21 protein-coding genes and 1 tRNA gene are annotated in these 24,119 nt (G+C 72.8%); 7 read left to right on the plus strand and 15 right to left on the minus strand.

Annotated features, from left to right (window positions below):
• Window positions 1–95: 95 nt before the first annotated feature.
• From OG444_RS09230 to OG444_RS09240, 3 genes are all read right to left on the minus strand, one after another.
• Window positions 96–944 carry an SCO1664 family protein gene (locus OG444_RS09230; RefSeq protein WP_327261694.1) on the minus strand — a complete coding sequence of 283 codons (849 nt, stop codon included), beginning with the start codon at window positions 942–944 and terminating at the stop codon, window positions 96–98.
• Entirely contained in the window at window positions 908–1,498 is a 591-nt protein-coding gene (locus OG444_RS09235; RefSeq protein WP_327261695.1) for a DUF3090 domain-containing protein, read from the minus strand. Before OG444_RS09235 ends, OG444_RS09230 begins: the two co-directional genes overlap by 37 nt.
• A 77-nt stretch (window positions 1,499–1,575) precedes the next feature.
• On the minus strand, window positions 1,576–2,295 hold the full coding sequence (locus tag OG444_RS09240; RefSeq protein WP_327261696.1) for a histidine phosphatase family protein: 720 nt from the start codon (window positions 2,293–2,295) through the stop codon (window positions 1,576–1,578).
• Between the two features lie 54 nt (window positions 2,296–2,349).
• Between OG444_RS09240 and OG444_RS09245 the strand changes: the two genes are divergently transcribed.
• A complete protein-coding gene (locus OG444_RS09245; protein WP_327261697.1) occupies window positions 2,350–3,342 on the plus strand; it encodes a magnesium and cobalt transport protein CorA in 993 nt (330 codons plus the stop codon).
• On the opposite strand, the gene OG444_RS09250 is transcribed toward OG444_RS09245, so the two are convergent.
• A complete protein-coding gene (locus tag OG444_RS09250; protein WP_327261698.1) occupies window positions 3,320–4,150 on the minus strand; it encodes a ferritin-like domain-containing protein in 831 nt (276 codons plus the stop codon). The genes OG444_RS09245 and OG444_RS09250 overlap by 23 nt on opposite strands.
• 209 nt (window positions 4,151–4,359) lie before the next feature.
• Window positions 4,360–5,409 (minus strand): LLM class F420-dependent oxidoreductase, encoded by a 1,050-nt coding sequence (locus OG444_RS09255; protein WP_327261699.1) that lies wholly within the window; start codon window positions 5,407–5,409, stop codon window positions 4,360–4,362.
• Between the two features lie 101 nt (window positions 5,410–5,510).
• Here OG444_RS09255 and OG444_RS09260 point away from each other — a divergent pair, with 101 nt between their 5' ends.
• On the plus strand, window positions 5,511–6,494 hold the full coding sequence (locus tag OG444_RS09260) for an aldo/keto reductase (protein ID WP_327261700.1): 984 nt from the start codon (window positions 5,511–5,513) through the stop codon (window positions 6,492–6,494).
• Window positions 6,479–8,653, plus strand: a complete 2,175-nt coding sequence (locus tag OG444_RS09265) for an ATP-dependent DNA helicase (protein WP_442810745.1) — start codon at window positions 6,479–6,481, stop codon at window positions 8,651–8,653. Before OG444_RS09260 ends, OG444_RS09265 begins: the two co-directional genes overlap by 16 nt.
• A gap of 64 nt (window positions 8,654–8,717) precedes the next feature.
• Here OG444_RS09265 and OG444_RS09270 read toward each other — a convergent pair whose 3' ends face one another.
• Window positions 8,718–9,374: a hypothetical protein gene (locus tag OG444_RS09270; protein WP_327261702.1), complete on the minus strand. Its 657-nt coding sequence runs from the start codon at window positions 9,372–9,374 to the stop codon at window positions 8,718–8,720.
• Between the two features lie 47 nt (window positions 9,375–9,421).
• Between OG444_RS09270 and OG444_RS09275 the strand changes: the two genes are divergently transcribed.
• The gene (locus tag OG444_RS09275) at window positions 9,422–9,610 is read left to right on the plus strand and encodes a DUF5703 family protein (protein ID WP_327261703.1); all 189 of its coding nucleotides are present in this window, start codon (window positions 9,422–9,424) and stop codon (window positions 9,608–9,610) included.
• A 39-nt stretch (window positions 9,611–9,649) separates the two neighbouring features.
• On the opposite strand, the gene OG444_RS09280 is transcribed toward OG444_RS09275, so the two are convergent.
• From OG444_RS09280 to OG444_RS09290, 3 genes are all read right to left on the minus strand, one after another.
• Window positions 9,650–10,480, minus strand: a complete 831-nt coding sequence (locus tag OG444_RS09280) for a chaplin (protein WP_327261704.1) — start codon at window positions 10,478–10,480, stop codon at window positions 9,650–9,652.
• Window positions 10,481–10,640: 160 nt separating this feature from the next.
• The gene (chpH, locus tag OG444_RS09285; protein ID WP_033223906.1) at window positions 10,641–10,874 is read right to left on the minus strand and encodes a chaplin ChpH; all 234 of its coding nucleotides are present in this window, start codon (window positions 10,872–10,874) and stop codon (window positions 10,641–10,643) included.
• Window positions 10,875–11,004: 130 nt separating this feature from the next.
• Entirely contained in the window at window positions 11,005–12,330 is a 1,326-nt protein-coding gene (locus tag OG444_RS09290; RefSeq protein WP_030009121.1) for a M20/M25/M40 family metallo-hydrolase, read from the minus strand.
• Between the two features lie 165 nt (window positions 12,331–12,495).
• On the opposite strand from OG444_RS09290, the gene OG444_RS09295 reads away from it, so the two are divergent.
• Window positions 12,496–12,583 (plus strand) — tRNA-Leu (locus OG444_RS09295).
• A gap of 124 nt (window positions 12,584–12,707) precedes the next feature.
• Here the strand turns inward: OG444_RS09295 and sigJ are convergent.
• Entirely contained in the window at window positions 12,708–13,667 is a 960-nt protein-coding gene (sigJ, locus tag OG444_RS09300) for an RNA polymerase sigma factor SigJ (protein ID WP_327261705.1), read from the minus strand.
• A 300-nt stretch (window positions 13,668–13,967) separates the two neighbouring features.
• Between sigJ and OG444_RS09305 the strand changes: the two genes are divergently transcribed.
• A complete protein-coding gene (locus tag OG444_RS09305; RefSeq protein ID WP_327261706.1) occupies window positions 13,968–15,734 on the plus strand; it encodes a SpoIIE family protein phosphatase in 1,767 nt (588 codons plus the stop codon).
• Window positions 15,735–15,736: 2 nt separating this feature from the next.
• On the opposite strand, the gene OG444_RS09310 is transcribed toward OG444_RS09305, so the two are convergent.
• From OG444_RS09310 to OG444_RS09325, 4 genes are all read right to left on the minus strand, one after another.
• Entirely contained in the window at window positions 15,737–17,257 is a 1,521-nt protein-coding gene (locus tag OG444_RS09310) for a hypothetical protein (RefSeq protein WP_327261707.1), read from the minus strand.
• A gap of 139 nt (window positions 17,258–17,396) precedes the next feature.
• On the minus strand, window positions 17,397–18,836 hold the full coding sequence (locus OG444_RS09315) for an amino acid permease (protein WP_327266699.1): 1,440 nt from the start codon (window positions 18,834–18,836) through the stop codon (window positions 17,397–17,399).
• Between the two features lie 220 nt (window positions 18,837–19,056).
• Window positions 19,057–20,628: an APC family permease gene (locus OG444_RS09320; protein ID WP_327261708.1), complete on the minus strand. Its 1,572-nt coding sequence runs from the start codon at window positions 20,626–20,628 to the stop codon at window positions 19,057–19,059.
• Window positions 20,629–20,755: 127 nt separating this feature from the next.
• Window positions 20,756–21,703, minus strand: a complete 948-nt coding sequence (locus OG444_RS09325; RefSeq protein ID WP_327261709.1) for a hypothetical protein — start codon at window positions 21,701–21,703, stop codon at window positions 20,756–20,758.
• 275 nt (window positions 21,704–21,978) lie between these two features.
• On the opposite strand from OG444_RS09325, the gene OG444_RS09330 reads away from it, so the two are divergent.
• Window positions 21,979–22,404: an ASCH domain-containing protein gene (locus OG444_RS09330; RefSeq protein WP_327261710.1), complete on the plus strand. Its 426-nt coding sequence runs from the start codon at window positions 21,979–21,981 to the stop codon at window positions 22,402–22,404.
• 47 nt (window positions 22,405–22,451) lie between these two features.
• Here OG444_RS09330 and OG444_RS09335 read toward each other — a convergent pair whose 3' ends face one another.
• On the minus strand, window positions 22,452–24,107 hold the full coding sequence (locus OG444_RS09335) for an FAD-binding dehydrogenase (RefSeq protein WP_327261711.1): 1,656 nt from the start codon (window positions 24,105–24,107) through the stop codon (window positions 22,452–22,454).
• Window positions 24,108–24,119 lie beyond the last annotated feature (12 nt).

Here is a 24,119-nt window from a genome sequence, read left to right on the forward strand (position 1 = left end):
GGACGGATGTTCCGGAAACGAACTGGACCTGCACTGTTGTCTTGATCGGCACTCTTGCGATCTGGCCGATTCTGTGCGTACGGCCGGTGGCTGGTTCAGACCGGTGGCCAGGGGATCGACGGCCACTGCCCGGACGGCCGGGGGTGGATCCCGGTGCGCAGCAGGTGCGCCACCCGGGCCCGTACGGCGGCCAGCTCGACCGGGGTGATCAGTTCCGCCAGCCGGGTGGCCAGCGGCGCTCCCCCGGCCAGCCCGGCGGCCAAGCCGGTCAGCACCTCGCGCGCCTCGTCGGTCAGCGGCTCGCCCGCCCACCCCCACAGGAGGGTGCGCAGCTTGTCCTCGGTGTGGAAGGTCACCCCGTGGTCGATGCCGTAGAGCCGTCCGTCGGGCGCGGGCAGCAGGTGGCCGCCCTTGCGGTCACCGTTGTTGATCACGGCGTCCAGTACGGCCATCCGCCGCAGCCGGGGGTCGTCGGCGTGCACGAGCAGCGCGGTGCGGCCCTCACCGACCTCGGCGAGGGCGACGGGCTTCCAGCCCTCCCCCGCCTCCTCGCCGTCGACGAGCCCGAGGAGCCCGCCCAGCGGGGAGTCCTCGGCCGGCTGCTCCGCCTCGATCCACCGCTGGACCATGCCCTCGCCGTAGGGTCCGTCGCGCAGCACGGTGGCCGGTACCAGTCCCCAGCCGGTGGCCTCGGAGACGAGGTAGGCGGCGACCTCGCGCTGGGCGAGGTTCCCGTCGGGGAAGTCCCACAGCGGCCGCTCCCCCTTGACCGGCTTGTACACGCAGTCGGCGCTCAGGTCGCCGTGGGTGACGCTGCAGAGCAGGACGGCGTTGGACGCCTCGCGGATCCGGCCGACGACGGTGAGCTCGCCCTTGGCGAGCAGTTCCTCCAGCTCCCCCGTGTCCGTCACGCCTGGCGCCGGTAGCCGTTCTGGCGCGGGCACACGTGCCCCTCCGGGTCCAGCGGCAGGCTGCACAGCGGGCACGGCGGGCGGCCGGCGTTGACCACGTCCAGGGCCCGCTTGGCGAACGCCCGGGCCTGGGCGCCGGTGAGGCGGACCCGCAGCATCGGCGGGCCGTTCTCCTCGTCCTGGAGCAGCCGCTCCTCCGCGTCGGCGAGGTCCTCGTCGGAGTCGGCGTCGAGTTCCACGAGCGCCTGGGCCTCGACGATCATGCGCTGTTCCTCGCCGTCCCAGGCCAGGGCCATGGTGCCGACGCGGAACTCCTCGTCGACCGGGACATCGAGCGGCGCCGTGTCGGCGGCCTCGGCGGGGGCGACGGCCGGGACCGGGGCATTGCCGCCGGTGCGCCGTACGACCTCGTCCAGCAGCTCGTCCATCCGCTCGGCCAGCGCCGCTACCTGGGTCTTCTCCAGGGAGACGCTGGTGACGCGGGGGCCGGCGGAGGCCTGCAGGAAGAACGTACGGCGTCCCGGCAGACCGACCGTGCCGGCCACGAAGCGGTCCGGGGGGTCGTAGAGGAACACCTGACGGGGCACGTCCAGTCTCCAAGTCTCGGCGGCAGGGGCAGGTCTGTGCCCTTGTGTTGGCCCGTCCACCCTACTGCGCCGCGCGATCAAGCCGCGCCCGCACCGCCTCCCACGACGGCGTTCCCGGCGTCTTCGGTGTCCTTGTCCGACGCGACGACCTCGGGTGCGGCCGGGCGCCGTACGAGCGAGCCGAAGTCCCCGGTGTCGCCGAGCCGGAACACGAACGGCCGGGTGGCGGTGTACCGGATGGCGGTCACCGAGCAGGGGTCGACGTGGATGCGCTGGAAGAGGTCCAGGTGCATGCCCAGGGCGTCCGCGACAAGGGACTTGATGATGTCGCCGTGCGAGCACATCAGGAAGACGGCGTCGCTGCCGTGCTCCTGCTCGATCCGGGTGTCCCAGTCCCGTACGGCGTCCACGGCGCGCGCCTGCATGGCGCGCATGGACTCGCCGCCGGGGAAGGCGGCCGCCGACGGGTGCTGCTGGACGATCTTCATCAGGGGTTCGTCGGAGAGCTCGGAGAGTTTGCGGCCGGACCAGTCACCGTAGTGGCATTCGCCGATCCGCTCGTCGGTGTGCAGTTCCAGCTCGGGCCGGGCCGCGAGCAGGGGCGCGAGGGTCTCCCGGCAGCGCTGGAGCGGACTGGTGACGGCGGCGGCCAGCGGCACCCCGGCCAGCCGGCCGGGCAGTGCGGCGGCCTGCTCGGCGCCGCGCTCGTCGAGGGCCACTCCGGGGGTCCATCCGGCGAGCAGCCCTGCGGTGTTGGCGGTGGACCGCCCGTGTCGTACGAGGATCAGCGTGGCCATGGGGTCAGCGTATGCGCTGTCGGGGGCGTGCGGGCTGGCCGTGGGCAGGGAAGAATGCCCCGCGTGATTGTGGACTGCGCGATTTACCGGGACGGCCGCCGCACCGAGGGGCCCGAGGATTTCTCGGACGCCCTGGACGAGGCCCGGGCGACCGGTGACGCGTTCCTCTGGATCGGCATGCACGAGCCGACGGCGAAGGAATTCGACCATGTCCGCCAGGAGTTCGGCCTGCACCCGCTGGCGGTGGAGGACGCGCTGACCGCGCACCAGCGCCCGAAGCTGGAGGTGTACGACGATTCGCTGTTCGTCGTCCTCAAGCCGGTGCAGTACGCCGAGGACACCGACACGGTGACCGCGGGCGAGCTGATGGTCTTCATAGGGGACTCGTTCGTGGTCACGGTCCGGCACGGCGAGGGGGCCCCGCTGGCCGCCGTGCGGCACCGGCTGGAGCAGGAGCCGGACGTGCTGCGGCACGGCCCGACGGCGGTGCTGTACGCGGTGTCCGACGCGGTGGTCGACCACTACATCGAGGTGGCCGCCGAGCTCCAGGCGGACCTGGAGGAGCTGGAGGCCGACGTCTTCGCGCCGAACGCCTCGGACACGAAGAACACCGCCGCCCGGATCTACGGGTTCAAGCGGCAGGTACTGGAGTTCCGCCGGGCCACGAGCCCGCTGCTCCAGCCGATGGACCGGCTCGCCTTCGGGGAGGTCCCCTTCGTCCACGAGCACGCCCAGCCGTTCTTCCGCGACGTGGCCGACCACCTGACCAAGGCCAACGAGTACATCGAGGGCCTGGACCGGCTGCTGTCGGACGCGCTGTCGGCGCATCTCGCGCAGATGGGCCTGCGGCAGAACGACGACATGCGCAAGATCTCGGCGTGGGCGGCGATGGCGGCCGTCCCCACGATGGTGGCGGGGATCTACGGCATGAACTTCGACCACATGCCGGAGCTGGGGCACGTGTGGGGCTATCCGGCGGTACTGGTGGTCATGGCGGCCGCGTGCCTGGGCCTGCACCGGATGTTCAAGCGCCGGGGCTGGCTCTGAGTTCCCGCCCGCGCGGGGCGTGGCCGACCCTGGGCTCGGTGGCCGGCGGGCCGCCGAGGGCGTCCAGGCGTTCCGGCATCCGCAGGTTCACCATCCGGTGCCAGCCGCTGAACCGCTCGTAGGCGTACATCCCGTGGATTCCGGCGGTGAGCGCGGCCGCCTTCGGCGCGGGCCAGTGCAGCAGCCGTCCCATGTGGTCCATGACGGCGAGGCTCACGTCGCGGTAGACGGTGATCTCGGCGAGCGCGCTCTCGCGGAGCACCCGCTGGATGGTGCGGCCGTAGCCGGACCGGGCCAGACGCAGCAGTTCCTCGTGGCAGTAGGCGAGGTGGTTGTCCTCGTCGTGGCTGATCATGTGGATCGCCCTGCCCACCTCGGGGTGGTCGCCGAAGTACCTGACGAGCATGTCCATCTGGTCGGCGGCGCGCTGTTCGGTGACGCGGCTGTGCGCGAGGTAGACGACGATGTCCTCCTCGGTCAGCGCTTCCTCCCGGCGCAGCTTTTCGTGCGCGAGGCCGATGCCGCGCCGCTCCAGCAGCATCGTGTAGTCCGTCTCGGGGGGTACCGGGACGGACGGCAGGCCGCGTTTGCGCAGCAGGGCGTCGAAGATCCGGCCGTGCTTGTCCTCGTCGGCGCCGTGCCGGGTGATCTTCGGCGCGAGGTGGCGCATGCCGTCCGGCACGAGGGCCGCGATGCGGGCGTTCTCCCAGCCGCCCTGGGTCTCCCCGCTCGCGGCGATGGAGCAGAACAGCTGGAAGGAGTCGTCGTTGTCGACGATCTCCTGGAACAGGCTGCGGGCAGAGAGCATGGAACGAGTCAAACGCCGGTCGGCGGGGCGGGCAACCGAAAGGTCTCACTACTCGTCCGAATGAACGAAATCGGGGGGTGGACCGCCGCGCGTAACCCGGCGGGCGTCTGCGGCGTTGTTCGCTGTGTCGGCCGTGGCGGGGAAGACCCCCCGAGCCCCCACCACGGCCGCAGAACGTTCTGCCGGCGCGGACCGCGCCGGCACCCGGATCAGGCGAGGCCCGCGAGCTCCATGGCCTCGGTGCCGGCGCGCAGCGCGGCGATCCGCTCGTCCAGGGTGAATCCGGCCGGGGCGAGCGTGAGGGTGGTGACCCCGGCCTCCGCGTAGGCCCGCATTCCGTCCGCGATCCGGGCGACCGGGCCGAGCAGGGTCGTCGAGTCGATCAGCGAGTGCGGGACGGCCTCGGCCGCGCCGTTCTTGTCGCCCGCCAGGTACTTGTCCTGGATCTCGGCGGCTTCCTTCTCGTAGCCCATGCGCTGGGCCAGCTGGTTGTAGAAGTTCTGCTTCCGGCTGCCCATGCCGCCCACGTACAGGGCGGTGTAGGGGCGGAACATGTCCGCGAGCGCGTTCACGTCCTCGCCGAGGGCCAGCGGCACGGTCGGGCAGACGTCGAAGCCCTCCATGGTCAGCCCGGCCTTCTCGCGGCCCGCCCGGATGTGGGTGAGCGCGGTGGCCTCCAGGTGCTCGGCGGCCGGGAAGATCAGCAGCGCGCCGTCGGCGATCTCGCCGGTCTGCTCCAGGTTCTTGGGCCCGATGGCGGCGATGTAGAGCGGGATGTGCTCGCGCTCGGGGTGCACGGTCAGCTTGAGCGGCTTGCCGGGGCCGCCCGGCAGCGGCAGGGTCCAGTGCTGGCCCTCGTAGCTCAGCCGCTCGCGGGTCATGGCCTTGCGGACGATCTCCACGTACTCGCGGGTGCGGGCCAGCGGCTTGTCGAACTTGACGCCGTACCAGCCCTCGGAGACCTGCGGGCCGGAGACGCCGAGGCCGAGCCGGAAGCGGCCCTTGGTGAGCGAGTCGAGGGTGGCCGCGGTCATGGCGGTCATCGCGGGCTGGCGGGCCGGGATCTGGAGGATCGCCGAACCGACGTCGATGCGCTCGGTCTGGGCGGCGACCCAGGCGAGCACGGTCGGGGCGTCCGATCCGTAGGCCTCGGCGGCCCAGCAGACGTCGTAACCCAGGCGGTCGGCCTCCTGGGCGACGGCGAGGTTGTCGGCGTCCATGCCCGCGCCCCAGTAACCAAGATTGATGCCGAGCCGCATGTGTTCGTCCCCTTACCGGTTTACCGATCAGTAACGTTGGTGTGCGGGGACTGTAGCGCGCCAGGGTGCTCCGCGTCAGCGCCCCAGTAGTCTCAGCGCTCATGGAGCAGAGGCATCTCGGCCGCACCGGACTGCGCGTCTCCCGGATCGGCCTCGGCACCCTCACCTGGGGCCGCGACACCGGCGAGGAAGCCGCCGCCGAGCAGGTGAAGACCTTCTGGGAGGCCGGCGGCACGCTCGTCGACACCGCCGACGTGTACGCCGGCGGTGAGGCGGAGTACCTCCTCGGGCGGCTGGTGGGCGGGCTCGTCCCGCGCCGGGACCTGGTGATCGCCACCAAGTCCGGCAGCGTGCCCGACCCCGACCGGAGGTTCGACGGCTCGCGCGGGCACCTGCTCGCCGCCCTCGACGCCTCGCTGGACCGGCTGGGCACCGACTACGTCGACCTGTGGCAGCTGCACGGCTTCGACCCGGCGACCCCGTTGGAGGAGACCCTGCAGGCGCTGGACCTGGCGGTGAGCAGTGGCCGGGCCCGGTACGCGGGTCTGGCGGGCTTCTGCGGCTGGCAGCTGGCCAAGGCGGCGACCTGGCAGCTCTCGGCCCCCGGCGTGCGCGCCCGGATCGCCTCGACCCAGATGGAGTACTCCCTGCTCCAGCGCGGGGTGGAGCGGGAGGTGCTGCCGGCCTCGCTGGACCTCGGGATCGGTCTGCTGCCCTCGTCGCCCCTGGGGCGCGGGGTGCTGACGGGCAAGTACCGCGACGGCACCCCGTCGGACTCCCGGGGGGCCTCGGAATCCCTGGCCGCCCTGGTCGACCCGTACCTCGACGAGGCCGCGGGCCGGATCGTGGACGCGGTGGTGACGGCGGCCCAGGGGCTGGCCGTGACCCCGCTGCACGTGGCCCTGGCGTGGATCAGGGACCGGCCCGGGGTGGTGGCGCCGATCGTCGGCGCGCGGACGTCGGCGCAGCTCGCGGCGGCACTGTCGGTGGAGGCCCTTAGTCTTCCGGAGGAGATCTGCCGGGCGCTGGACGATGTTTCGGTTCCGGTGCACCGCTACCCCGATCAGGACTGGAGCACGCTGTGAGTACGGACCCTCAGGCCGATACCGCTGCCGCGGAGGACCCGGCCACCCAGGAGGCCGAGCCGTCCGCAGCCGCCGAAGCGGAAGCGGCCCCCGAAGGCACGCCCGAGCCCGCGCCGGCCGAGCCCGCGCCCGCGGCGGGCTCGGCGGCGCCCGCGTCCGCCGAGCCCGCCGCGGGCGAAGCGGCTCCCGCCCTCAGCGAGGCGCAGGCCGAGCTGGCCGCGCAGAAGATCGAGCGGGAACGGATCGCGCGGCGCAAGGCCGAGCGGGAGGCACCCGTCGAGGCCGGGGCGAAGCTCAGCGGAAAGGCCGCCGACCTGCTGGCCGCCGTACGGGCCGTGGAGGGCGGCGCGAAGCCCCCCGCCGTGTACTTCGACGAGGCCCCGGCCGCGCCCCGCAGGGCAGCGCCCTCCGCACCCCCGGCCCCGCGCGCCGGAGCCCCGGCAACCGTGGCCGCGCCCGCGCCCTCCGCCGACACCGTCGAGGGCGTACGGGCCGTACTGGCCCGCGGGGGTGCCCCCGAGACCCTGGCCGGCCCCGCCGCGGCGGCCCTCGGCGAGGACGCCGCCGGGCAGCTCACCGAGAACCCCTGGCGGCTGCTGTCGGTCCCGGCCGTGCTCCCGGCCCAGGCCGACGGCTTCGCACGGGCCCTGCTGGGCTCCGAGGCCGGCCCCGGGGACGAGCGCCGCACCACCGTCCTGGTGGGCTGGCTGCTGGACCGGGCCGGACTGAAGGGGCACACCGCGCTGGAGGCCCCGGTGCTGGAGAAGGCGCTGGCCCAGTACGGCGTACCGGACCCCGCCGCAGCGCTGGAGCAGGCCATCGCCGAGGGCTCCGTACTGGTCTTCCACGAGTCCCTGGGGCCGCCGGTCGCCGAAGACTCCGAGGACGCGACGGACGCGGAGCAGCCGGTACGCGTGCTCGTGGGCCTGGAGGGCGCCGCCATGGCCGAGGAGAGCCTTGCCGACGGCCTGGCCCGGCTGGCCGCCGGTACGTTCGACGGGTCCGCGGACTGGGAGCCGGCCGCCGCGGCCGCGCCCGGCCCGTCCGCCGCCGAACTGATCCGCACGGTCGCGGGCCACGGCCTGACCGCCCACACCGGTGGCGAGGCCGCCCGTGCCGAGCCGTTCGCCCTGGCCGGGGCGGCGCGGGAGCTGGGCCTGCGCGTCTGCGTGGCCGCGCACGCCCCGGGCGGCCAGGACGCGGTGACCGTGGCGGGGCTGCTGTCCGGGGCCGAGGGGCCCGGGCGGGACGCGGACGGGCAGTTCGCGCTGGACCTGCTGGTGGTGCTGGACGCCCCGCAGCTGGGCGTGGAGACCGCGGCCGCGCTGGTGGAGTCCGTACCGGACGGGGCCCGGCTGGTGCTGTCCGGGGACCCCGGGGTGCTCGGGTCCGCCGGGGCCGGGCGGGTGTTCGCCGATGTGCTGGCGGCCCGTACGTGCCCGCAGGTGGTCTCCCGCACCCCCGATCCGGGTCCCCTGGGCGAGCTCGTCTCCGGGGTCGGGATCGGGGAGCTGAACCAGGTCGACGCCCCCGGCAAGGAGGTCGTCATCGTCCCGGTGCAGGACGCCGGGGAGGCCGTGCACCGGACCGTGCAGCTGGTGGCCGAGTCGGTGCCGCGGGCCTTCGGGATCCCGGCGGACAGCGTGCAGGTGATCACCCCGGGCCATGGCGGCGCTGCGGGGACGCGGGCGCTCAACGCCGCGCTGAAGGAGCGGCTGAACCCCGGTCCGGGCCGGTTCGGGGGCTTCGACCCCGGCGACCGGGTCGTCCACGTGCCGTCCGCCGGGCGGGCCCTGCCGGCCCGGGTGGTCTCGGCCGACGCCGAGGGCCTGCACCTGGACCGCGCGGGCGCGCGGATCGTCGTGCCGAAGGACCTCGTCGAGGCCCAGGTGCGGCACGGCTGGGCGGTGACGGCACATCAGGCAGTGGGCGCGCGCTGGCCGGCGGTGGTCGTAGTACTGCCGGGTGACGCGGCGCAGGCACTGTCGCGGGACTGGGTCTACACGGCGTTCGGGCGGGGCGAGCGGCACCTGTCCGTGGTGCACGGGGTGGACCAGGCGCTGCCGCGCGCGGTGGCCGAGGTGCCCGCGAAGCCCCGTACGACGCGGCTGACGGGCCTGCTGACGGCGCTGGCGACGTCCGGCGAGCAGCCGGAGTGAAACCGGCCGTGGCCCCCGCCCGGGAGGGCGGGGGCCACGGTGTCCGGCACGGGTGGGGCCGCGATCAGGCCGGGGTCAGTCCCGGCTGTGCGGCCTCCTCGCCCTCCTCGTCGAACTCGTCGGCCTCCTCGTCGAAGACGGAGCTGACGTCGAAGCGGTGCAGCACGTCCTGCGGGTCGATGTGCCCGAAGGGCGAGCCCAGCCACTCCCCCGGTTCCGCCACTTCCTCCGAGGCCGCGATCCAGAGCGTGGCGTCGCCCTCCTCCAGCCCGAAGTCCTTGTAGCGGGAGGCGATCTCATCGGGCTCGTACTCCCCGAAGAGGACCCCCAGCGCGTCGGCGCTGCCGCCGTCGTGGACGAAGTCGGCGTCCTGGTCGTGCGCTGCGACCCGCTCGGCCTGGGCGATCAGCCGCGCCGGTTCGACCACGGCGTAGTCGCGGCGGATGAGCACGCTGAAGGCGGCGGGCTCGGCGGGGCCGGCGTAGGGGACTCCGTCCTCGGGCGTGGGGATCTCGAAGGGGGTGACCTCGTCGTAGCGGTCGTAGAGGAGTTCGTCGTACACCTCGGACGCGGCGGCGAGTTCGTTGAACGCGGCGTAGACGTCGGGGTCCTCGTCCCCGATCCTGCGCTCGACCGCGGCGAGGTGACGGTCGAGCGCGGCCTTGACCGCCTCGGCGGCGGCGCGTACCTCGGCAACAGTGGGAAGAGCGGCATCAGACATAGGGCAGACGCTATCCGTAGCAGGCCTCTGCCCGCACAATAGATGCGATGCCGGAATACGAATTTGTCGACGTGTACGTGCCCCGCGGTGTCCCTCGCAACGAGGCGACCCGCCTGCTGACCGACCATGCCGAGTACGGGAACTGGGAACTCGACCGGCTGAGCCTCTACCGGGACGGCAGCCGCCGTGTGCGACTGCGCCGCCGGATCATCCGTCAGGTCCGCGCGACCTGGTGACGCGGGCCCCGGGGGCGGGGCCCGCGCCGTGAACGTCCGTCAGGCGGCGTTGCGGGCACGGCGGTAGAGCACCGTGCCGGCGAGCAGCAGGCCACCCGCGAGCGGGAGGCCGGCGGTGAGGACGTCACCGGAGCCGGTGGCGGCGAGACCGCCCGTCTGACCCGGGGTGTTGCTCCCGGCCCCCGGGCCGGGGTGCGTGACCGGGGTGCCCGGAACGGTGCCGGGGGTACCGGGCGTACCGGGACCGCCCGGATTACCGGGAGTGCCCGGCCCACCCGGGTTACCGGGACCACCGGGGTTGCCCGGCCCACCGGGGTTACCGGGACCGCCCGGGTTGCCCGGGCCACCGGGGTTGCCGGGACCGTCCGGGTTACCGGGACCACCGGGGTTACCCGGTCCGCCAGGGTTACCGGGCCCACCCGGGTTACCGGGACCGCCGGGGTTACCGGGACCGCCGGGGTTACCCGGCCCGCCGGGGTTGCCCGGCCCGCCCGGGTTGCCGGGACCGCCGGGGTTGTCCGGGTGGTCGTCGCACGGTTCGTCGCCGCCGCCCGGGTGACCGGGGTGTCCGGGGTGGTTCGGCTTCGGCGGCTTGGGCGGCTTCGGCTTGCTGTGGCCCGATCCATTGGCGCAGTGGTTGCCGAAGGCAGGATTGAGGGCGCCCACCACCGTGATGGTGTTCCCGCAGGCGTTCACCGGTGCGTCCACGGGCGCCTGCACGTTGTTACCGGACAGCAGGCCCGGTGAGTTCGCGGCGTGCCCCGAGGCGCCGGAGTCCGCGTGTGCGTAGCCCCCGCCCATGGCGAGGACACCCCCCGCGGCAGCCATGGTGATCAGGGTCTTCCTGGTGACCTGTGCCGGTCGTCGCATCTGTACTCGTCCCCTGGTGTGTACGTTTCGGCCGTCGCTCGACGGCCCGGCCGTCCGGGCTCCCCCGCCCGGTACGCCGGAAGTGAGAGAAATCCGGGCCTGAAAGCCCGGTGGCCCCGGAGCGCTGGGATGCGCTCCGGGGCCCAAGACTTCAGACGCGTCAGGCGTTGACGCAGGTGTTGCCGAAGGCCGGGTTCAGCAGGCCGATGACGGAGACCGTGTTACCGCAGACGTTCACGGGAACGTGGACGGGAACCTGCAGCACGTTGCCGGACAGGACACCGGGCGAACCGATGGCCGCACCCTGCGCACCCGCATCGGCGTGGGCCAGACCCGCACCCGCGAGAACCAGGCCACCGGTGGCAGCCGCAGCGGCGACAACCTTCTTGATCATTGTTCCTCCTAGTAGGCAATTGCGGTCCCAGCCGCGGACCGCAACACCTGTAACGAGGAGGGATCACCGGGGCTACGAGCGTATGAGTGCATTCACTCTTCTCAGTGGAATGCGCACACCTTCCCGAATCTCAGGCGTTGTCGATGAATCGGTCGAGCACCCGCACACCGAACTTGAGTCCGTCGACCGGCACCCGCTCGTCCACGCCGTGGAACATCCCGGCGAAGTCCAGCTCCGGCGGCAGCTGCAGCGGCGCGAAGCCGAAGCAGCGGATGCCGAGGTCGTCGAAGGACTTGGCGTCCGTACCGCCCGAGAGCATGTACGGCACCGCCCGCGCGATCGGGTCCTCGGCCTTCAGGGCGCCCTGCATGGCGTCCACCAGCCTGCCGTCGAAGTCCGTCTCCAGCGCCTTGTCGCCGTGCACGTCCTCCCGCTTCACGCGCGGACCGAGGATCCGGTCCAGGTCGGCGAAGAACTCGTCCTCGTAGCCCGGCAGGAAGCGGCCGTCGACGTGGGCCGTCGCCTGGCCGGGGATGACGTTGACCTTGTAGCCGGCGCCGAGCATCGTCGGGGCTGCCGAGTTGCGCAGCGTCGCGCCGACCATCTTGGCGATGCCGCCGAGCTTGGCGAGCGTCGCGTCCATGTTGTCCGGGTCCAAGGGGGTCCCGAGCGCGTCCGAGAGCTCGTCCAGGAAGCTGCGCACCGTCTTGGTCACGCGGACCGGCCACTGGTGGCGGCCGAGCCTGCCGACGGCCTCGCAGAGCTCCGTGATGGCGTTGTCGCTGTTGGTCATGGAGCCGTGGCCCGCGGTGCCCTCCACCGTGAGCCGCATCCAGTGCATGCCCTTCTGCGCGGTCTCCACGAGGTAGAGGCGCAGGTTCTCGTTGACCGTGAAGGAGAAGCCGCCGACCTCTCCGATCGCCTCGGTGACGCCCTCGAACAGGCCCGGGTGCTTGTCGACGAGGTGCCGGGCCCCGTAGATGCCGCCCGCCTCCTCGTCGGCGAGGAAGGCCAGCACGATGTCCCGCGGGGGCTTGCGGCCGCTGCGCATTCGGTCGCGCACGACGGCCAGCGTCATCGCGTCCATGTCCTTCATGTCGACGGCGCCGCGGCCCCACACGCAACCGTCGGCGATCTCGCCCGCGAAGGGGTCGTAGGTCCAGTCGGCGGCGTTGGCCGGAACCACGTCGGTGTGCCCGTGGATCAGCAGCGCCGGCCGCGAGGGGTCCTCGCCCTCGATGCGCGCCACGGTCGAGGCGCGCCCCTTGTGCGATTCGAAGATCTGCGGCTCCAGCCCGACCTCGGCGAGCTTCTCGGCGACCCACTCCGCCGCCTTGCGCTCCCCGGGGCCCGAGTGGTCCCCGTAGTTGCTGGTGTCGATCCGGATGAGGTCCCGGCAGAGGTCGACCACCTCGTCCTCGCCGGAGACGGTCCTGCCCGTGCTCGACTCGCTCACGCTGCTTCCTCCCACTGATCAGTACCGGACCTCCATCCTCCCGCTCCGGACCGCTCTTCCCAAGGGCGATCCCCGGTCGTCGGGGGGTGTGATCGAGGACCCCGGAATGTTTGGTAATGTTTTCCACGTCGGAACGGCCCGCGAGGGACGCGAGACAGACACCTTGTCCGGGTGGCGGAATGGCAGACGCGCTAGCTTGAGGTGCTAGTGCCCTTTATCGGGCGTGGGGGTTCAAGTCCCCCCTCGGACACCATGGTCAGATGACCTGAAAGAGCCGGTCAGAGCGATGTGAAGTCGCTCTGACCGGCTCTTTCGTCTTCCCGCTCCCGCCTCCGGGCGCCGGTGCGGCTCACCGCCGCCCGGAGCGCGGCGCGCGGTCAGTCCCGTCCGGTCTCCGTCCACGGGCGGAGCTTCTCCGGGTTGCGGACCGCCCAGATGCGGGAGATGCGGCCATCGGTGAGGCTGAACGATGCCACGGTCACGGTGACCCCGGAGTGCTGGGCGACCAGGCCGGGCCGTCCGTTGACCTTCCGTTCCAGCAGGGTCAGGCCGGGGGCCTTGTCCGCGATGTGGATCAGGTACTGGGCGATGCGCTCGCTGCCCTCGACCGGGCGCAGGGCCGCGCCGACCAGTCCGCCGCCGTCGGCGATCATCGCGGCGTCGGGTGCGAGGAGTCCGACGAGCGTCCTGATGTCCTTGGCCTCCCACGCCTCCTTGAAGTCCCGCACCAGACGGGCCTGTCCGGCCGCCGGGGCCGTCGGGATCCGGGCCGCGCCCACGCGCCTGCGGGCCGAGGTCGCGAGCTGCCGGCAGGCGGCCGGGGTCCGGCCGACGATCCGGGCGATCTCGGCGAAGGGGTAGCGGAAGACGTCGTGCAGGATGAACGCCACGCGTTCGGCCGGTGTCATCGCCTCCAGGACGACGAGGAAGGCCATGTTCACCGACTCGTCCAGGGTGACCCGGTCGGCGGGGTCGACCGGATCGGGGCTGCCGCCGCCGTCCGGGCCGCCGATCCACTCCGTGCGGTCGGGCAGCGGCTCGGGGATCCATTCGCCGACGTAGCGCTCGCGCCTGGCCCGCGCCGAGCCGAGCACGTCCAGGCAGATGCGGCCGGCCACCGTCGTCAGCCAGGCACCGGGTGACTCGATGGCCTCCTGCTGCTGGCGCGACATCGCGTACCAGCGCGCGTACGTCTCCTGCACGGCGTCCTCGGCCTCGGCCAGCGAACCGAGCAGCCGGTAGGCGAGGTTGGTGAGGTGCCCCCGCTCGCCGGCGATGACGCTCGGGTCCGGCACGGTCCGCTCACCCCCCGCGGTGGACGAGGTACTCGTGCTCACGACCGCTCCCCCCGATCCGTCCCCCGGCGCACCGCCCCCGGTGCGCGGGCCCGCTCCGGCGGACCACCGCGACCTTATCGATCTTCGTCGCGAGGCAGAAGGGCGGCCCTGCCCGTGGCCACGCCGGTGCCGGGGAAGCCGCGCGTGCCGATCCCGCCCGACGCCGGCCGGCAGACTTCCGCCCGCCTGTCCCGACCGGCGCAACAGAGCAGGTCAGAGCGACGCCATACCGCTCTGACCTGCTCTGTTGTTATGTTGGGATCGCATCGGAGGGGCAGACCGGCCGAGGGAGGTCCCGTGATGTGGGCTGAGGGTGCCGGCCCGCGACCGCTGTTCGGTGAGGACGCGGACGAGGTGATCGCCGCCGCCCTGGCGGGCGACGCGTCCGATGTCGACCGGCTGGTGCGCGAGTACCGGCTGCTGCGCCAGATCGTCGACGGGGCCCGGGCGGGGATCGCGGTCCTGGACACGGAACTGCGCTACCTCTACGTCGGCCCGCACATGACGGTGATGAACGGCCTGCCCGCCGAGGCACTGCTGGGGCGGACGCTGGGCGAGGTGCTGCCGGACGTCGAGCGCCCCGACGAGGTGCTGCAGCAGGTGCTGCGGGACGGGCGGCCGAGGGAGCTGGTCCTGGAGGGCCGCACCCTGGCCGACTCGCCGTACGAATCGCGGGTGTGGCGGGGGACCTATCACCGGCTGGAGGAGGACGGTCGGGTGCTGGGAGTGGCCGGGATCGGCCTGGAGGTCAGCGCCCCGAGGGAGCGGCAGCGGGAGCTGTCGCGCACCAACCGGCGCCTGCTCCTGCTGGACACCGCCGCCGTGCGGGTCGGCACCACCCTCGATGTGGACGCCACCTGCCGTGAGCTGACCGAGTTCCTGGTTCCGGGACTGGCCGACGCCGCGAGCGTGGAGCTCATCCCGCGGGAGGGCGGGGGCGAGGAGCTGCCGGACAGCGGGTCCCTGCGGCTGCGGCGGGTGGCGGTGACCTCGGTACGGGAACTCTCCGCGCGGGTGCGGGCGCTCGGCGCGGCCGGGGAGTACGTGGACCACCAGCCCGGTTCGGCCGTCCGGCAGTGTCTGGAGAGCGGCGAGCCGTGGCTGGGCAACTTCTCCTCCGACGAGGCCTTCAGCCGGGCGGCGCCCAGCGCGGACCGGGTCGCGGCCTACCGGGAGGCGGGCATCCACTCGGGGGTGGTGGTCCCGCTCATCGCCCAGGACCGGCCGATCGGCACGCTCACCCTGGTGCGTGCCGGGGACTCCCCGCCCTTCGGGCGCGAGGACGTCGTCGTGGCCCGGACGCTGGCCGAGCGGGCGGCCACCAGCCTCGCCAAGGCCGCGCGGTTCGCCCGGGAGCAGGCAATGGCCCTCGAACTCCAGCAGGCACTGCTGTCCGAGCCGACCTTCCCGCACGACGACCTCGAGGTGGCCTCCCGCTACCTGCCCTCCGGCAGCGGGGTCCTGGTGGGCGGGGACTGGTTCGACTGCCTGGCCCTGCCCGGCGGCCGGACCCTGCTGGTGATGGGCGACGTCATGGGGCACGGGGTCGAGGCGGCGGTCGCCATGAGCCACTACCGCTCCCTGATCCGAGCGCTGGCCGCGTCCGGGCACCCGCCGGCGGACATCCTGCGCGAGGCGGACCGCGTCGTCTTCGCGGGCGGTCTGGACCGGGTCGCGACCTGCCTGCTCGTCCTGGTCGACCGGGCCGCCGGGACCTGCGTGCACGCGAGCGCCGGGCACCTGCCGCCGATGGTCATCGGGCGCGGGGAAGGCCCGTTCCTGGCGCCGGTGCCGGTCGGTCCGCCCCTGGGCACCGGCTTCGGCCGGTACGAGGCCGCCTCCTTCGCGCTCCGGCCGGGGTGCGTCCTGATGCTGTTCACGGACGGCCTGGTCGAGCGCCGGGACGAGGACATCGACGCCTCGCTGCGCCGCCTCACCGGCATTCCGCTGCCCGTGGACGGGGCCCTGACCGAGGTCATCGACACCGTCCTGGAGGCGCTGCGGATCCACGACGCCGAGGACGACGTCACCGTCCTCGCAGCCCGCACCGTCGGACGACGGGCCTGACGTCAGGCGACGGGCGGTGCGGGAGGGGCTTGTGTGCGGTCGGTGGTCGGCAGATTGCGCGGCTCCGGGACGCGGGCGGGGTGCCCGTCGAGCAGGGCCGTACCGAGTTCGCTGGCGAGCAGCCGGTGCGTGCCGTGCCAGGTCGGGGTCTGCACCGCGTGGCTGCGGCGCAGGGCGGCCCGGTCGAGGGCCTGGAGGACGGCGTACAGCAGGAAGCCGAAGACGAGGACGACGACGATGACGGCGTACACGGGGGCATAGGCGAGGTCGAACATCGAACGCCGCTCGTCGACCTCGGTGGCGTTGATGCCGAGGAAGGTGAAGAGCAGGCCCAGGGTCGCCGTCACGGTGGTGACGAAGGTGACGGCGGCCACCGTCCGTACCCGGCGCCGCTCGGCCGTGCGCTGCTCGGCCGAGCCCACGGAGGTCAGCTCGGCGGTGGTGGCGTTGCCCAGGCGCTGGAGGGTCTGGCTGACGGCCGCGGCGCGTTCGGTGAGGCCCATGGCCTCGTAGAGGGTGGCGTGGAAGGCGGAGGGGCGCAGCGAGGGGATGAGGGTCGCCAGGTCGGCGGGGATCTCGACGCTGTAGCCGAGTTCCAGCTCCAGGTATCCCTGGGCGTGGGTGATGCGTTCCAGGAGGGTGCGCCGCTCGTGGAGGCGGGCCTCGCCGTCGGCGCGGGTGCGGAAGCGGCGTACGTACGTCTCGGCCAGCACGCGGATCTCGCGCAGCCGGGCGGCGGAGGCGACGGCTTGGACGGCGGAGAGGAAGGCCGCGTTCTCCACGTAGTCCTGGTGGCCTGTCAGCAGGCTGACGTAGGGGCCGAGGGCGCCGAAGGTGGTGGGTCGGCGGTTGAGTTCGTCGGGGGCCTGCAGGGAGCCGAGTTCGGGGCGTACGGGCAGGTCCGCGCGGTAGATGATGCGCTGGGCGGTGTCGGCGGAGGGGACGTCGGCGGCGGTGGGCGAGGCCCGGAAGACGATCTGGTGCCGTTCGGGGAGCAGTCCCGCGGGCACGGTGCCGATCCGTACGGCGGCCAGCTGTTCGGGGTCGGCGCCGCCGAAGGTGACCTCGGCGTAGTACAGGTCCTCCAGGAGCGGGATGCAGTCCAGGAGGGGCGCGTCGAGGTCGAGGGTGAGGGCGAGCAGGATCTGCCCGGAGGGGGCCGTGAACTGCCAGAGCGTGGCGGCCGTGGGTGCGGCGCGGCCGGTGGCATCCCAGCGGCGGGCCGCGAAGGCGGCCGGGTCCAGTCGCTCGCGGTGCAGCACCCGGGGCAGTTGGTCGGCGTGCCGGTCGTACGCGGCGGCGAGGCGCCCCAGGTTGAGCAGTGCGGAGGGGCGCAGCGAGGTGATCTCGTCGTCGCCGTCGTTCGCGAGGTCGGGGGCGTAGGTCCAGGAGGTGGCGTACACGGTGGTCAGCCGGGTGCCGTTGCGGGAGATGTACGGGTCGAAGGGCGGTGCGGGCGGTGCCGGTTGTGCCGGGTCGGGCGCGGCCGGGCCCGGGTCAGGGGGTGGGCCGGCGGGTGGCATGGGTCCCCTTCCGTAGTGACTCCATGCGGCTCAGCCTGATCACCCGGTACGGGGGTGTCAAGGAGGCCCGGGGGCCGTACGGTTCGAGGCCCCCGCCCGGACGGGGGTCCGGTGCGGGGGCCTCGTGGCGGCGCGGGGATCAGCGGCGGGCGGCGGCGATCTCGGCCACGCGGCCGCGGACCAGGTACCAGCCGCCGACCAGGGCGGCGCCGATGACCGGGACGAACAGGACCGTGGTGCGGCCGACTCCGCCGTCGCACCACATCAGGACCAGGACCGTGAGGAGGAAGGCGAGGGTCACGAGCTGGGTGTACGGGGCCCAGGGCAGACGGTAGGACGGGCGCTCGACCATGCCCTGCTGGGCGCGGCGCCAGAAGAAGAGGGAGCAGAGCATGACCATGCCCCAGGTGCCGAGGATGCCGAGCGAGGCGAAGTTGAGGACGATCTCGAAGGCGTCCGCGGGCATGAAGTAGTTCAGGCCGACGCCTGCGACGCCGAAGGCGGCGGTGAACAGGACGCCGCCGTAGGGGACCTTGCCCTTGTTCATGACGCCGGTGAACTTCGGGGCGGAGCCGGACAGGGACATCGACCGCAGGATGCGGCCGGTGGAGTAGAGGCCGGAGTTCAGGCTGGAGAGGGCTGCCGTCAGGACGACGAGGTTCATGATCCCCGCGGCGCCGGGGACGCCGAGCTTGTCGAAGACGGTGACGAAGGGGCTCTGGCCGGAGGTGTAGGCGGTGTAGGGCAGGAGGAGGGCGAGGAGGACGACCGAGCCGACGTAGAAGAGGCCCACGCGCCACATGATCGAGTTGATCGCCTTCGGCATGATCTTCTCGGGGTTCTCGGTCTCGCCGGCGGCGACTCCGCAGAGCTCGACGGAGGCGTACGCGAAGACCACGCCCTGGATCACCAGGAGCATCGGGAGGACGCCGGAGGGGAAGATGCCGCCGTTGTCGGTGATGTTGGCCAGGCCCGGGGTGCTGCCGCCGAGGTCGTGGCTGGTGGCGACGAGCCAGATGCCGACGATCAGGAAGACGACGAGGGCGGCGACCTTGACGAGGGAGAACCAGAACTCCATCTCGCCGAAGTACTTCACCGAGATCAGGTTGGCGGTGAGCACGATGGCGAGGGCGATGAAGGCGAGGATCCACTGGGGGACGTCGGTGAACAGCGACCAGAAGTGGGCGTAGGTCGCGGCGGCCGTGATGTCGGCGACGGTGGTCGTGGACCAGTTCAGGAAGTACAGCCAGCCTGCCGTGTAGGCCCCCTTCTCACCCATGAACTCGCGGGCGTAGGAGACGAAGGCGCCGGAGGACGGGCGGTAGAGGACGAGCTCGCCGAGCGCCCGGACGACGAAGAAGGCGAAGACTCCGCACACCGCGTAGGCGATCGCGAGGGAGGGCCCTGCGCCGGCGAGGCGGCCGCCGGCTCCGAGGAACAGGCCGGTGCCTATCGCCCCGCCGATCGCGATCATGTTGATGTGGCGGGACTTGAGGTCCTTGCTGTAGCCCTCGTCACCGGCGTCGACATGGCGGGTCGGCGCCGGGGCGGGGGCCTCGGTCAAGGTGCGGTCACTCAGGTCACTCATGTAGGACTTCGCCTTCGTGGGTGGGACAAGGCAGGCCCCGACCGCCGCGCAGGGGAGCTGGGTGGTGTCCCCTGTGCTGCGATCCGGGTGGTTTGGTCGCAACAGGAGACCATGAGGCTCCGCTCCCCTCCAAAAGCACCCCCTGAACGCCGAAGCCCCCGACGACCATGGAAACGGGTGTCGGGGGCTTCGTGGGGGGCGGAAAGCGAGGTCAGTCGCCAGGGGTGCCCTCTGCCGCCTGGTCGAGGCGGAAGGCCTCGTTCCCGAGGCCGATACGGGCGTGCACCTCGGGGCGGCTGCGGCGCAGCACGGCTCCGTAGACCAGGCCGATCACGACGGCGGCGCCGATGATGCCGGGCAGCACCCAGCTGAGCGCGGAGCCCTTCTCGGCGCCGACCAGGACGCCGAAGTCCTTGACCGTGTAGACGGCGATGGCGAGCAGGGCGAGACCGGCGGTGCCGGCCGCGACGAGCCGCCAGACCTGGGCGCCGGCGGTGCCGCGGCGGACGAAGAAGGCGATGACGGCGAAGGAGGCGGCGGCCATGAGCAGGGTCACACCGAGGGCGCCGACACTGCCCATCCACGTGAACAGGTGGAGCACGGGGGTGGTGGGGTCGGGCAGCTGCACCTTGAGGGAGGGGTCGGCAGGGGCCTTGTCCTCGGAGAGCGCGAAGGCGATCACGACGAGGGCGGCGACGCCGGTCTGCAGCAGGGAGCCGGTGGCGGGGGCGCCGGTGCCGGCGTTGGTCCGGCCGAAGGCGGCCGGGAGCAGGCCCTCGCGGCCCATGGCGAAGGCGTAGCGGGCGACCACGTTGTGGAAGCTGAGCATGGCCGCGAACATGCCGGTCACGAAGAGGACGTGCAGGACGTCGGTGAAGGTGGTGCCGAGGCGGGCCTCGGTGAGCTGGAAGAGCAGGGTGGGGCCGGCTTCGCCGGCGGTCTTGACCACCTCGGAGGGGCCGGTGGCGACGGTGAGGGCCCAGGCGCTGACGGCGAAGAAGAGGGCGACGAATCCGACGGCGAGGAACATCACACGGGAGACGACGATGTGCGGCTTGCTGGTCTCCTCGGCGTAGACCGGGGACTGCTCGAAGCCGACGAAGGCGGCGATGCAGAAGCACAGGGCGGTGCCGAAGCCGGCTCCGCCGAGGGTCTCGGGGTTGAAGGCGTGGAGCGAGAGGCCTTCGGCGGCCGGCTCGGCGATGGCGGCGACGTCGAAGACGACGACGAGGACGCATTCGACGAGGAGGAGGACCCCGAGGACCTTGGCGTTGAGGTCGATCTTGAGCCAGCCGAGTGCGCCGGTGGCGGCGACGGCGAGCAGGGCCGGTATCCACCAGGCCAGTTCGATGTCGAGGTAGGTGGCGAAGATGCCCGACATCTCGAAGCCGAGGATGCCGAAGACGCCGACCTGCATGGCGCTGTACGCGACGAGGGCGACGAGGGAGGCGGCCGCGCCGGCGGTGGGGCCGAGGCCGCGGGCTATGTAGGCGTAGAAGGCGCCGGCGTTGTGGACGTGGCGGCTCATCTCGGCGTAGCCGACGCTGAAGAGCGCGAGGACGGCGCCGAGGATGACGAAGAGCAGGGGCTGGCCGACGATGCCCATGACCCCGAAGGTCGTGGGCATGACACCGGCGACGACCATCAGGGGCGCGCTGGCGGCGAGGACCGACAGGAGCAGGCCTGCGGTGCCGAGGCGGTCGGCGCGCAGGGCCCGGTCCTGGCCCTTGTACGTACGGATTTCGGCCGGGTCTTGAAGCGTGGAGGATCTGCCCGTCGGCATGGCGGCGTCCTTTCGGGGGGCACGGTTCGTTCGGGGCTCGGGGGTTCGGGGGCGCGGTGGTTCTGGGAGCTACCGGGACTTCGGGGGGGGCGGAGGTGAGCTTCGATGGGGCGTCGCTGCCGGGCGGTCAGGCGGTGCCGAGTGCGACGCCGCGGGCGGCGAGGAAGGCCTTCTGCGGGTCCCGGTCCGGATAGGACCAGGGGGCGCGGGTGGCGTGGCTGCCGATGCGGTGGAAGAGGGCGGCGGCCTCGGCGGGACGGCCCTCGCAGAGTTTGGCGTGGGCCAGGAAGTTGAGGTCGACCCGGTTGCGGGGGTGGTCGTCGCGCTCCCACTCCAGCCACCAGTCGAAGGCGGAGCGCAGCACCTGGCGGGCCCGGCGGCCGGCCCAGTGGGCGGCGGCCGCCTCGGGCGAGTGGCCGTTCCTGGCGGCGAGGACCCGGTAGCGCTCGGCGTGCGCGACGACGGGCAGGACGGCGAGCGGGGAGTCGGCCGGGGACTCCTCGGCGGCCCAGGACGCGAAGTCGTAGACCTCGTGGAGCGGGTCCTGGCCCAGGGCGAGGGCGCGTTCGGCCAGTTTCGCGACCATCAGGTGATGGGCGTGGTGGTGCTCGCGGTGGCGGGCCCGGACCTGGTCGAAGTGGCGGCTGAATTCCTCCTCGCTGCCGAACGTGCGGGAGAGGAGCAGCAGCCCGAGCCAGGGAGTGGGGTCGGCCGGGAGCAGGACGGCGGCCCGGCGGCAGGCCTCCTCGGCCGCGGCCGGGGTGCCCTTCTGGCGCAGGGCGGTGAAAACGGCGGCGCAGGCGAGGAGGGTGGCGGCGTCGGCGCTCTCCGGTTCGGCGAGCAGCCACTCGCGGGCCCAGGCGCCGGCGGCCGGGGTCTGCGCGAGGACGACGACCCGGTGACCGCGGCGGTCCCAGTCGTCGCCGGTGCCGACGAGGAGGGCGCGGGCCCGGGCCCACCGGCCCTGGGTGAACTGGGAACGCACGTCGACGAGTTCGGCGTCGCAGAGGGCCGGGTCGAAGAGCTGGGCGTCCCGCTTGCGGGCGCGGCCGAGGGGCGGCGGAGGCGGGGACATCCGCGGGTTTCCCTCCAGGACACGGGTGGACGAGGGTCAGCGGTGGCCGGTTCCCGCGCACAGGGCGCATGCGAGAAAATCGGCCGGGTGGGTGGGGCGGGTCGGGGGATCGCGACGGTGAGCGCGCCGGTGATCACGCACAGCAAAGCGGTAGGCCCAGCTCCGCGTCAAGGTCCAGTCCACTGCGTGGCGGGTTTCAACTGCTGTGACGGTGGTGCGAGTTGGGATGGACTGGCCGGTTCTGGGGCGTCCGTGCGGTCTCGTAGGGTGACCGCATGACTGCTTGTGATGATCTTCCCCCGTACCTGCTGGGGTTCCCCGGTCCGCTGCGCGACCAGCTCGTCGCGGCCGTGCTGAGCGGGGCCAAGACCAGCACCACCGGCCTGCTCGCGGAGTACGAGGCCGAGGAGGAGCCGCTGCCGGAGCCGGGTGCCCGCTCGCTGCTGGTCGACTCCGGGGAGCGCGGGGTGGCGGTGGTGGAGGTGACCTCCGTGGAGGTGCTGCGACTGGGGGACGTCGGGCTGCCGCATGCGCTCGACGAGGGTGAGGGATTCACATCGGTGGCCGAATGGCGTACGGCACACGAGGAGTTCTGGCACAGCGACCCGGTGCGCGGGGCGATCGGTGACCCGGGGTTCACGGTCGACGACGACACCCTCGTCGTCGCGGAGCGCTTCCGGGTCACCGAACGGCTGGTCTGACGGCCTCCGTCAGGCCCCGGGGCACCCGTCAGGCCCCGGGGCACCCGTCAGCCGACGGCCGCAGCGGCGGCGCGGCCCGCCGCCCGGCCCGAGAAGATGCACCCGCCGAGGAAGGTGCCCTCCAGGGCCCGGTAGCCGTGCACCCCGCCGCCGCCGAATCCGGCCGCCTCGCCGGCCGCGTAGACGCCCGGCAGCGGCTCGCCGGCCGCGGTCAGGACGCGCGAGGACAGGTCGGTCTCCAGGCCGCCCAGGGACTTGCGGGTCAGGATCGAGAGCCGTACCGCGATCAGCGGTCCCGCCTTGGGGTCCAGGATCCGGTGCGGGGCGGCCGTACGGATCAGCTTGTCGCCAAGGTACCTGCGGGCGCCGTGGATGGCCGTCACCTGAAGGTCCTTGGTGAAGGGGTTGGCGATCTCCCGGTCGCGTGCCACGATCTCGCCCCGCACGGCGGCCTCGTCGAGCAGGTCCTCCTTGGTGACCGCGTTCATCCCGCGGACCAGGGCGGACAGGTCCCGCTCGACGACGAAGTCGGCCCCGTTGTCCATGAAGGCCTTGACCGGGCCGGGTACGGCCTGGCGCGCGCGGGTGAAGACGTCACGGATCGACTTGCCGGTGAGGTCCGGGTTCTGCTCGGAGCCGGAGAGGGCGAACTCCTTGCCGATGATGCGCTGGTTGAGCACGAACCAGGTGTGGTCGTGGCCGGTCTTCATGATGTGGTCGAGGGTGCCGAGGGTGTCGAAGCCGGGGAAGAGCGGCACGGGCAGCCGCTTGCCCGTCGCGTCCAGCCACAGCGGGGAGGGGCCGGGCAGGATGCGGATGCCGTGCCGGGCCCAGATCGGGTCCCAGTTCTGGATGCCCTCGGTGTAGTGCCACATCCGGTCCTTGTTGATGTGGCTGGCGCCCGCCCGCTCGGCGATGCCGAGCATCAGACCGTCCACGTGGGCCGGGACCCCGGAGAGCATCCGCTGCGGCGGGGTGCCCAGCCGGTCGGGCCACTGCGCGCGCACGAGGTCGTGGTTGCCGCCGATGCCGCCGCTGGTGACGATCACGGCCTGGGCCCGCAGGGAGAAGGTCCCGGCGGCCTCGCGGCTGCTGGCGGAGCCCCGTACGGCGTCGGAGGGCTCCAGGATCTCGCCCGTGACGGTGTCCACCGCGCCGGCCGTGCCGGACAGCCCGGTGACGCGGTGGCGGAACGCGAAGCGGACCAGGCCGCGGGCGGCGCCGGCCCGGACCCGCCGCTCGAAGGGCTCCACCAGGCCGGGGCCGGTGCCCCAGGTGATGTGGAAGCGGGGGACGGAGTTCCCGTGTCCGTTGGCGTCATAGCCGCCGCGCTCCGCCCAGCCGACCACCGGGAAGAAGCGGACGCCCTGCGCGTGCAGCCAGGATCGCTTCTCGCCGGCCGCGAAGTCGACGTAGGCCTCGGCCCAGCGGCGCGGCCAGGCGTCCTCCTCGCGGTCGAATCCGGCGGTGCCCAGCCAGTCCTGGAGGGCGAGGGCGTGACTGTCCTTGATCCGCATCCGGCGCTGTTCGGGCGAGTCCACGAAGAACAGCCCGCCGAAGGACCAGTGGGCCTGGCCGCCGATCGACTGCTCGGGCTCCTGGTCGAGCAGGATGACCTTGCGGCCCGCGTCGACGAGCTCGGCGGTGGCCACGAGCCCCGCGAGCCCGGCTCCGATCACGATCACGTCTGCGTCGTACGTCATGCGGTTACCCGT

The sequence above is a fragment of the Streptomyces sp. NBC_01232 genome, from assembly GCF_035989885.1.
In the GTDB taxonomy this organism is placed as follows: domain Bacteria; phylum Actinomycetota; class Actinomycetes; order Streptomycetales; family Streptomycetaceae; genus Streptomyces.

Bases quoted from the DNA above. Each gene is read 5' to 3' on its own strand.
- OG444_RS09240 (WP_327261696.1), bottom strand. From the start codon at position 2,295: ATGGCCACGCTGATCCTCGTACGACACGGGCGGTCCACCGCCAACACC.
- OG444_RS09245 (WP_327261697.1), top strand. From the start codon at position 2,350: ATGCCCCGCGTGATTGTGGACTGCGCGATTTACCGGGACGGCCGCCGC.
- OG444_RS09250 (WP_327261698.1), bottom strand. From the start codon at position 4,150: ATGCTCTCTGCCCGCAGCCTGTTCCAGGAGATCGTCGACAACGACGAC.
- OG444_RS09255 (WP_327261699.1), bottom strand. From the start codon at position 5,409: ATGCGGCTCGGCATCAATCTTGGTTACTGGGGCGCGGGCATGGACGCC.
- OG444_RS09260 (WP_327261700.1), top strand. From the start codon at position 5,511: ATGGAGCAGAGGCATCTCGGCCGCACCGGACTGCGCGTCTCCCGGATC.
- OG444_RS09270 (WP_327261702.1), bottom strand. From the start codon at position 9,374: ATGTCTGATGCCGCTCTTCCCACTGTTGCCGAGGTACGCGCCGCCGCC.
- OG444_RS09275 (WP_327261703.1), top strand. From the start codon at position 9,422: ATGCCGGAATACGAATTTGTCGACGTGTACGTGCCCCGCGGTGTCCCT.
- OG444_RS09280 (WP_327261704.1), bottom strand. From the start codon at position 10,480: ATGCGACGACCGGCACAGGTCACCAGGAAGACCCTGATCACCATGGCT.
- chpH (WP_033223906.1), bottom strand. From the start codon at position 10,874: ATGATCAAGAAGGTTGTCGCCGCTGCGGCTGCCACCGGTGGCCTGGTT.
- OG444_RS09305 (WP_327261706.1), top strand. From the start codon at position 13,968: ATGTGGGCTGAGGGTGCCGGCCCGCGACCGCTGTTCGGTGAGGACGCG.
- OG444_RS09310 (WP_327261707.1), bottom strand. From the start codon at position 17,257: ATGCCACCCGCCGGCCCACCCCCTGACCCGGGCCCGGCCGCGCCCGAC.
- OG444_RS09320 (WP_327261708.1), bottom strand. From the start codon at position 20,628: ATGCCGACGGGCAGATCCTCCACGCTTCAAGACCCGGCCGAAATCCGT.
- OG444_RS09325 (WP_327261709.1), bottom strand. From the start codon at position 21,703: ATGTCCCCGCCTCCGCCGCCCCTCGGCCGCGCCCGCAAGCGGGACGCC.
- OG444_RS09330 (WP_327261710.1), top strand. From the start codon at position 21,979: ATGACTGCTTGTGATGATCTTCCCCCGTACCTGCTGGGGTTCCCCGGT.
- OG444_RS09335 (WP_327261711.1), bottom strand. From the start codon at position 24,107: ATGACGTACGACGCAGACGTGATCGTGATCGGAGCCGGGCTCGCGGGG.